Raw genomic sequence first — 6,534 nt, forward strand, 5'->3', positions numbered from 1 at the left:
TATCCTTGCTCTTCGCTGTGCTTATCTCAACGGTCAACTTTCAATTTGATGTATTTGCCAAAGTGAGATGCACCCAAACTCAACTCCCTCGACAAAACCCTCGCAGCCGACGCCTGTGTGTCAGAAAAATTGCCCGCCGAATAGTCTGCACTCCTGCTCCTAACAGGTGTCCCGCCCCTTAAGGTAGATAACACTCAGGTCGGTAAGCCTGTTATATTGGCAGTATGTAGGCAAGTTTCGGGACTACAGGTACTTGCACGTAAAGGAGTCAGACTGTCTGCTTCCAGACTATACTTACTTCCGGCAACAACTACCAAACCCCACCTCATGCAAGCTATGAACAACCAAAAAGTCAGTGTAATCATTCCTGCATTCAATGCTGCCGACACTCTGGCCGAGACAGTTGCCTCCGTACTCAATAGTACCCACAATAATCTAGAAATTTTAATTGTTGATGACTTTTCTACTGACGCTACGGACAAAGTTGCTGCTAAGCTGGTTGAGCAAGATTCGAGAATTCAATACTTCAGGAATCCCCAAAATTACGGGGTTTCTAAGTCGAGAAATTTAATGATATATCGGGCAACGGGCGATTATGTAGCGTTTATCGACAGCGACGATACCTGGGAACCTAATAAGTTAGAAGTTTGTTTGAAGATGCTGGCAGACATTCCCGAAGTCAAAGCTGTGGCTCACGCTTTGCGGTATTTAGACAAGCGTGGCAACAAGTTGAGTTATATTCCCACGTATCCTACAACTAAAGCAGAAATGCAGGCGATTAAGGAGACAGGCGAAAGTCCTTGGGTTTTTCCGTCTTCTGTTATAGTCGAGCGCTCTATTCTTCTCAAAGAAGGCGGCTTTCCAGAAGATTGGCAGGTAGGAGAAGATACAGAGTTATTTACCAAAATTGCTCAAAAGTACGGTTTGCTAGCGACGACAGAACCTTTGGGAAATTATCGGATTAGAGGGAACTCTCTCACAGATAAGCACTGGCTCAAAAAGCGCATAGCTTCTGATTGTGTCAAGGAAAACCAACTGCGGCGCTTGCGGGGAGAAAAAGAGTTATCACTCGACGAGTACGAACAGCTATACTTTAAGAATTTGCCTGTTTTGAAAAGGCTCAACAAATTCCGAGAACTTTTGGCACTGCACTACATGAGAAAGCTGGGACAAAGTTGGTTAAATCGGGAGGTTTTGCCTACTATTGTTTACGGCATCGCTACCACAGTGCTCAATCCTAAAGCTACTGTGGACAAGTGGAAATGGATGAAGGCTCACGAAAAGTTGATTCATCAAACCGCAGAAGGTATAAGTCATTCGGCAGAATTAAATCGCCAGCGATCGTCTGAAATCGGGGGGCTGCCCTAAAGGATGTTATAGTTGTATGCGGGTTTACTCCAGAAATTACGTACTGCCAATAAAGCCGAATCTAAGCCGATCGCCCAGAGACTGGTTAATACGCGACATTGGGGTTTTGAGGCGTATTTGACTGTTAATATCCTGTCGGGTCAATTACCCGCAATACTAATTACAAGCGCTTGCAGCCGTGCGATGGGACAGGATATACAAATCTTGGAAAGCCACGATCGGATGTCAGCCTTGATTTATTCTGTCACTAGGTTCAAATCTATACAGGACGCTAATAGCAGCGATCGGCAGCCGTGCTATTTGCGACCAAAACAGTTACACTAAATAAGCTGTAAGTAAAAAGCAAAGTTTTTTGAATGAAAAAATGGGTAGCAAACCCCTTTTTTAGGCCGAAAAGAAAAGCAAAAATTTAGAAAAAATTCTGCCTTCTACCTTCAGAGGACGATCGCATTTTTACTTTGAACTTGATTGAATTTATGGACTGGCAAGAAATTTCTGGCAACTGGGTATTAATTCCCTCAAGACCGATCGCGATCGTACATTTTCTAGGCGGTGCATTTGTCGCGACGGCACCACAACTCACCTATCGCTGGCTGTTAGAGGCTTTGGGGAACCAAGGATATCTTGTAGTCGCAACGCCGTTTGTCAATACTTTAGATCATATTGCGATCGCCCGCGATGTCCTCAACAAATTTGAAAATGCCCTCGATCGCCTGCGCGCTACTAAATTGCTCAAATCTTCTTATCTCCCCATCTACGGCATGGGACACAGCATGGGATGCAAACTCCACCTCCTCATCGGTTCTGTATTTGACGTAGAAAGGGCAGGCAATATTCTGATTTCTTTCAACAATTATGCCGCATCAGAAGCAATCCCGATCGTCGAGCAAATTTCCCCCGTCTTTAAAGTCGAGTTTACCCCTTCCCCGCAAGACACCAATCGCCTCGTCCAAGATAGCTATCAAATCCGGCGCAATCTTTTAGTCAAATTTAACGGCGACAACATCGACCAAACCCTGCTGTTGACCAAACTGCTAAAAGCACGATTTCCCGACATGATTACAGTTCAGACTCTGACTGGCAACCATCAAACGCCGTTGGGTCAAGATGTGAGCTGGCCTGTGGGTCAAATTTTTACGCCCTTCGATGCGATCGGGCAATGGGTCAAACAAGAAGTGTATCGAGAATTAAATGAATTAAAACGGACAATTCTGCTGTGGCTTAATCCTCTGTCCCGCGTTTAAAACCCGATGAACCCATTAATCAGAAATTTCCTCTACCACTTCCAAAATATCATCTTCATTGTTCGGCCTTGAGACAGGAGTATAATTTTTGACGATCGACAAACAGTTCCGTCCAGCAGCCGTTCTCTCGTAACTAATACTGTCTGCGATGTCTTTAATCAATTTTAGGCCCCGCCCGCCCGGAGAGTGAATATCGACTTTTTCCGAAATATCTTTGATTTTTTTCTCTAAATCAAACGGATCGCCCGAGTCCCAAATTTTAATCTCTAAAGATTCAGCGAACACCGCCACCTGAATGTCAACACGCAAATCCGCTGGTTTGCCCTTGTGGGCGTGACGCACCGCATTCGTAAAGCCCTCAGCCAAAGCTAACTGACACCTTATCCACACACTTGTAGGAATTCGCGAGTCGTACAATTGTGCAAACCACGACAAAACCCAGCTTAATCCATTCAGACCTGTATTGACTTGAAGATCCGCTTTTTTTAGCATCGGCAACTTTTCGGAACCCTTTAATTCAATCACGCTCACCACACAAGTTCTTCATCGGCCGGTGGGCAAAATACAACCAGCAAAAATACCCTGAGACAAAATACAACGGCGGCAAAATTGAATGGTAGTTTGAGGATACTAGCTTTGGTGGGCCGTCGATCACTGTCTAATCCACTAATCGGTTAGTCACTATACCATAAATAGCACTTCCATGTCAACCAGCGCCTGTGGCAAATAAAAATCTATAAAAATTTATATTCTGAGTATAAACTGAGTGAAGTTCGATCGCGCCAAATTTCTATCAAATTTTAACGTAAATTGAACTCCACGACCCGCTGTCAAAAGCAATTACCTCGAAAGCGATGCCAATAAACTATACTCAATCTCAGACAAGGGCGCTGACAGGATATATTTTAAATGACCCCCAGACCTTGAAAAACTTGTAGTACCTAAGTGCCCATGTTTCAAATTCTGGTTATTGACGATGATACGGCTGTTCAAGAACTGCTGAGAAGAACCCTGAAAAAACAGGGTTACGAAGTAACAGTAGCAAGCAATGGCGAAGACGGTGTAGCCCAGGCGCAAAAATTGCGTCCTGCCCTGATAATTTGCGATTGGATCATGCCGCGCTTGACCGGCATCGATGTCTGCCGTCGAGTTAAGGCAGATCCGGATCTGTCAACTACACAATTCTTTTTGTTGACTTCTTTGGGTTCGATCGCCGATCGAGTCAAGGGGCTCGACGCCGGTGCCGACGATTTTATCTCGAAGCCGATCGAACTCAACGAGTTACAGGCGAGAGTAAGGGCGGGATTGAGGCTGCACCAACTCAGCCGAGATTTAAAAATTGCCAAGCAAAGTCTGGAAGCAGAGTTAGCCGAGGCGGCCGAGTACGTGCAATCGCTGCTGCCAGATCCGATGACGGAACCTTTCAGCATTGAGGCAAAATTCATTCCCTCCCGGCAGTTGGGGGGAGATTGCTTCGACTACAACTGGCTAGATGCCGATTATTTGGCGATTTACTTGCTCGACGTAGCCGGTCACGGTTTGCGGGCGGCGCTGCCTTCTGTGGCCGTGCTCAATTTGCTGCGATCGCGCACACTCCCTAACATTGACTACTACAAACCCAGCGACGTTTTGCGGGCCCTCAACACCACCTTCCAGATGAGCTACCAAAATGACAAGTATTTCACCATCTGGTACGGAGTTTACAACCGCATTTCTCGCCAGCTCGTTTATGCCAGCGCCGGCCATCCACCGGCCGTGTTGATTTCCCAGTCCCCTGCGAGCACTGCTAAAATCCAGCGATTAAAAACCCCCGGAATGCCGGTCGGGATGTTCCCCGACGCCCCATACATCGATAATTGCTGCGATGTCGAGGATTTGAGCACTCTCTACATCTTTAGCGACGGGGTATACGAGATCCACCAACCGGACGGCAATATCTGGGGGCTTGACCCTTTCATCGACCTGCTAGCAGCTTACAACGGTGCCACTGCCGACCAGTTAGAGCTGGTTTTGAACTACATTCAAAAGTTGAACGCTAAAGCAGTTTTTGATGATGATTGGTCTTTACTCAAGGTAAACTTTGGCTAGCTGACTTCTTGCATTGCATCTGCGACCAAATAGCAAGAAGCCAGCAGCCCAAAGATTTAGTTAGCTGAGAGAATTTTGCTATTAAAAGCATCGCGGGTCTGAAATATCTCGAAAACTCGATCCATGCTGGTGAGTTCAAATAAGATACGGATTTGCTCGTTGATAGAACAGACGACTAATTGACTCCCAGCGGCCCGGACTGTTTTGAGCGCCAAGACTAAAGCGCCCAAACCAGAACTATCCATAAATGTCACATCTTGGAAGTCTATCAATACCACATCGGCTCCCGCTTCCACTAGGTCGCTAATCTCTTGGCGGAATTGACTTGCCTTGGTGCCGTCTAAAATGCCAGAGGGCTGAATAATTTTAACTACAGGACTCATATTTTGCGGTGGGAATGTCAGAATTTCTAGCCAGACTAGGCTAGTATAGCTGCGAGATGGACTCCGATCCAAATAAGAGAGTGGGATTTCTAAGACATTTTCACTCTTAAAGGCAGGGCCCAGCAGCCTCTAAACAGTCCAAGAAACTGATTCAGCTTACTTGTATGCTTCCTCAATATCTTCAGAGCGCCCTTAGCATCGGCGTTGACTGCCCACCCAATAGCTGTGCGGTAAAGTCCACAATGGATACGTTTGCGACTGAATTTATAGGTATTGGGGCTGTCTGCATTCCATAGGGGAAGATTGACATCTTCGACTTTTTATCGACTTAGCATAATTTTCGATTTTAACACCCACCACAGCGACAGAGCAGATACCATAACAATCAAAGCGGAAACAGCCGGTATGCCAGCGATCTGGCTCAAACCACCCATCACTGGAATACCGCCCACAATGATCGCGAGTCCGAGTGCAAAACCTGTGGCTGTGGCTGGCTGTTGTGGCATAATTTTGGCTGTGGCGGCGAGGGTGACAGGAATACTCGACTGGAGTAGTGCTAAACCAAGAATTAAAGGGAGGTAATTTTGTGGAGAAAATAATAATAAAACTGCGGCCATTGTGAGGGAAACAATTGTGTAACGCCTCCAGCCCCAGCGCTGTGCGAGAATACCGCCCAAGACTTTGGCAATACCGGCGACAAAGGCGATCGCGACGAGCTGATTGAGATCCATTTGTAAGAGGAAATGGAAGCTAGTCCAGACGGTGGAAGTGAGCGCTATCGCGCTCATTAATACCAATAAAACCCCGTCATCTAATTGGATATTTTCGATTGTTTCCTTCCCAGACAGAGCCTGGTCATGGGAGAAAACATCATATTTTGACAAGTCAATTATGGCAACTATCGCCATCATTAAACCGAGTAGTATTACTATTGGCAAGCTAACTTTGTACCCCGTCCATCCCCACGCACCACCTAATGTTAAACCGATCACTCCTGGCGCGGCAAAAATTCCCGGACCAGTAGTACGATTAGGAGTAGCAGTTAATGCTAAAGCGCCGCCACCTACATGAAAAGCCGCCGAACCAATTCCTGCTAAAATTACAGCTAGTTGAGAATGCCAGTGAGCGATCGCTAATGCCAATAAAAGCGAAAACAATCCCCCCAAAACAGCTAGACGAGGACGTTGGAATTTATCTGTCAGCATTCCCGCCAATGGCTGATACCCAAAACCCAGAATGTTGTAGAGAATAATCAGCCCACTTGCTTGCTCTAAAGACATCGTGCGGGGCAAACTTCCTAACAGAAACCCCGCGGCTGCATCAGCTAAACCGTGAGCAATACCAAGAATTAAGGAGAGGGAAATAGCAGAAAGGTATAGTCATTTCAAATAAATGTGAGACAGAGGCAAGATCATGATAAAATCGATAAAAATAGTTAATTAGAAAAAAAT

General features: G+C 46.0%; 6 protein-coding genes. 3 read left to right on the forward strand and 3 right to left on the reverse strand.

Annotation, left to right across the window (positions count from 1 at the left end; all coding sequences use genetic code 11):
• Positions 1-327 precede the first annotated feature (327 nt).
• Together QUA40_RS26980 and QUA40_RS26985 are read left to right on the forward strand one after the other, a co-directional pair.
• The gene (locus QUA40_RS26980) at positions 328-1,368 is read left to right on the forward strand and encodes a glycosyltransferase family 2 protein (RefSeq protein ID WP_333131575.1); all 1,041 of its coding nucleotides are present in this window, start codon (positions 328-330) and stop codon (positions 1,366-1,368) included.
• A gap of 476 nt (positions 1,369-1,844) precedes the next feature.
• Entirely contained in the window at positions 1,845-2,612 is a 768-nt protein-coding gene (locus QUA40_RS26985; RefSeq protein ID WP_333131577.1) for a DUF1350 family protein, read from the forward strand.
• A 15-nt stretch (positions 2,613-2,627) separates the two neighbouring features.
• Here QUA40_RS26985 and QUA40_RS26990 read toward each other — a convergent pair whose 3' ends face one another.
• Positions 2,628-3,146, reverse strand: a complete 519-nt coding sequence (locus QUA40_RS26990; protein WP_333131578.1) for an anti-sigma regulatory factor — start codon at positions 3,144-3,146, stop codon at positions 2,628-2,630.
• Positions 3,147-3,563: 417 nt separating this feature from the next.
• Here QUA40_RS26990 and QUA40_RS26995 point away from each other — a divergent pair, with 417 nt between their 5' ends.
• A complete protein-coding gene (locus QUA40_RS26995) occupies positions 3,564-4,700 on the forward strand; it encodes a SpoIIE family protein phosphatase (protein ID WP_333131580.1) in 1,137 nt (378 codons plus the stop codon).
• 56 nt (positions 4,701-4,756) lie between these two features.
• Here the strand turns inward: QUA40_RS26995 and QUA40_RS27000 are convergent, their stop codons facing one another.
• Positions 4,757-5,083: an STAS domain-containing protein gene (locus QUA40_RS27000; RefSeq protein WP_333131582.1), complete on the reverse strand. Its 327-nt coding sequence runs from the start codon at positions 5,081-5,083 to the stop codon at positions 4,757-4,759.
• Positions 5,084-5,403: 320 nt separating this feature from the next.
• Complete coding sequence (locus tag QUA40_RS27005) at positions 5,404-6,363, reverse strand: MFS transporter (RefSeq protein ID WP_333131584.1); 960 nt, start codon at positions 6,361-6,363, stop codon at positions 5,404-5,406.
• Between the last annotated feature and the right edge of the window lie 171 nt (positions 6,364-6,534).

Origin of the sequence: Microcoleus sp. Pol11C3 (assembly GCF_036701485.1) — a bacterium.
Lineage (GTDB): Bacteria > Cyanobacteriota > Cyanobacteriia > Cyanobacteriales > Microcoleaceae > Microcoleus.

Bases quoted from the DNA above. Each gene is read 5' to 3' on its own strand.
- QUA40_RS26985 (WP_333131577.1), top strand. From the start codon at position 1,845: ATGGACTGGCAAGAAATTTCTGGCAACTGGGTATTAATTCCCTCAAGA.
- QUA40_RS27005 (WP_333131584.1), bottom strand. From the start codon at position 6,363: ATGTCTTTAGAGCAAGCAAGTGGGCTGATTATTCTCTACAACATTCTG.
- QUA40_RS27000 (WP_333131582.1), bottom strand. From the start codon at position 5,083: ATGAGTCCTGTAGTTAAAATTATTCAGCCCTCTGGCATTTTAGACGGC.
- QUA40_RS26980 (WP_333131575.1), top strand. From the start codon at position 328: ATGCAAGCTATGAACAACCAAAAAGTCAGTGTAATCATTCCTGCATTC.
- QUA40_RS26995 (WP_333131580.1), top strand. From the start codon at position 3,564: ATGTTTCAAATTCTGGTTATTGACGATGATACGGCTGTTCAAGAACTG.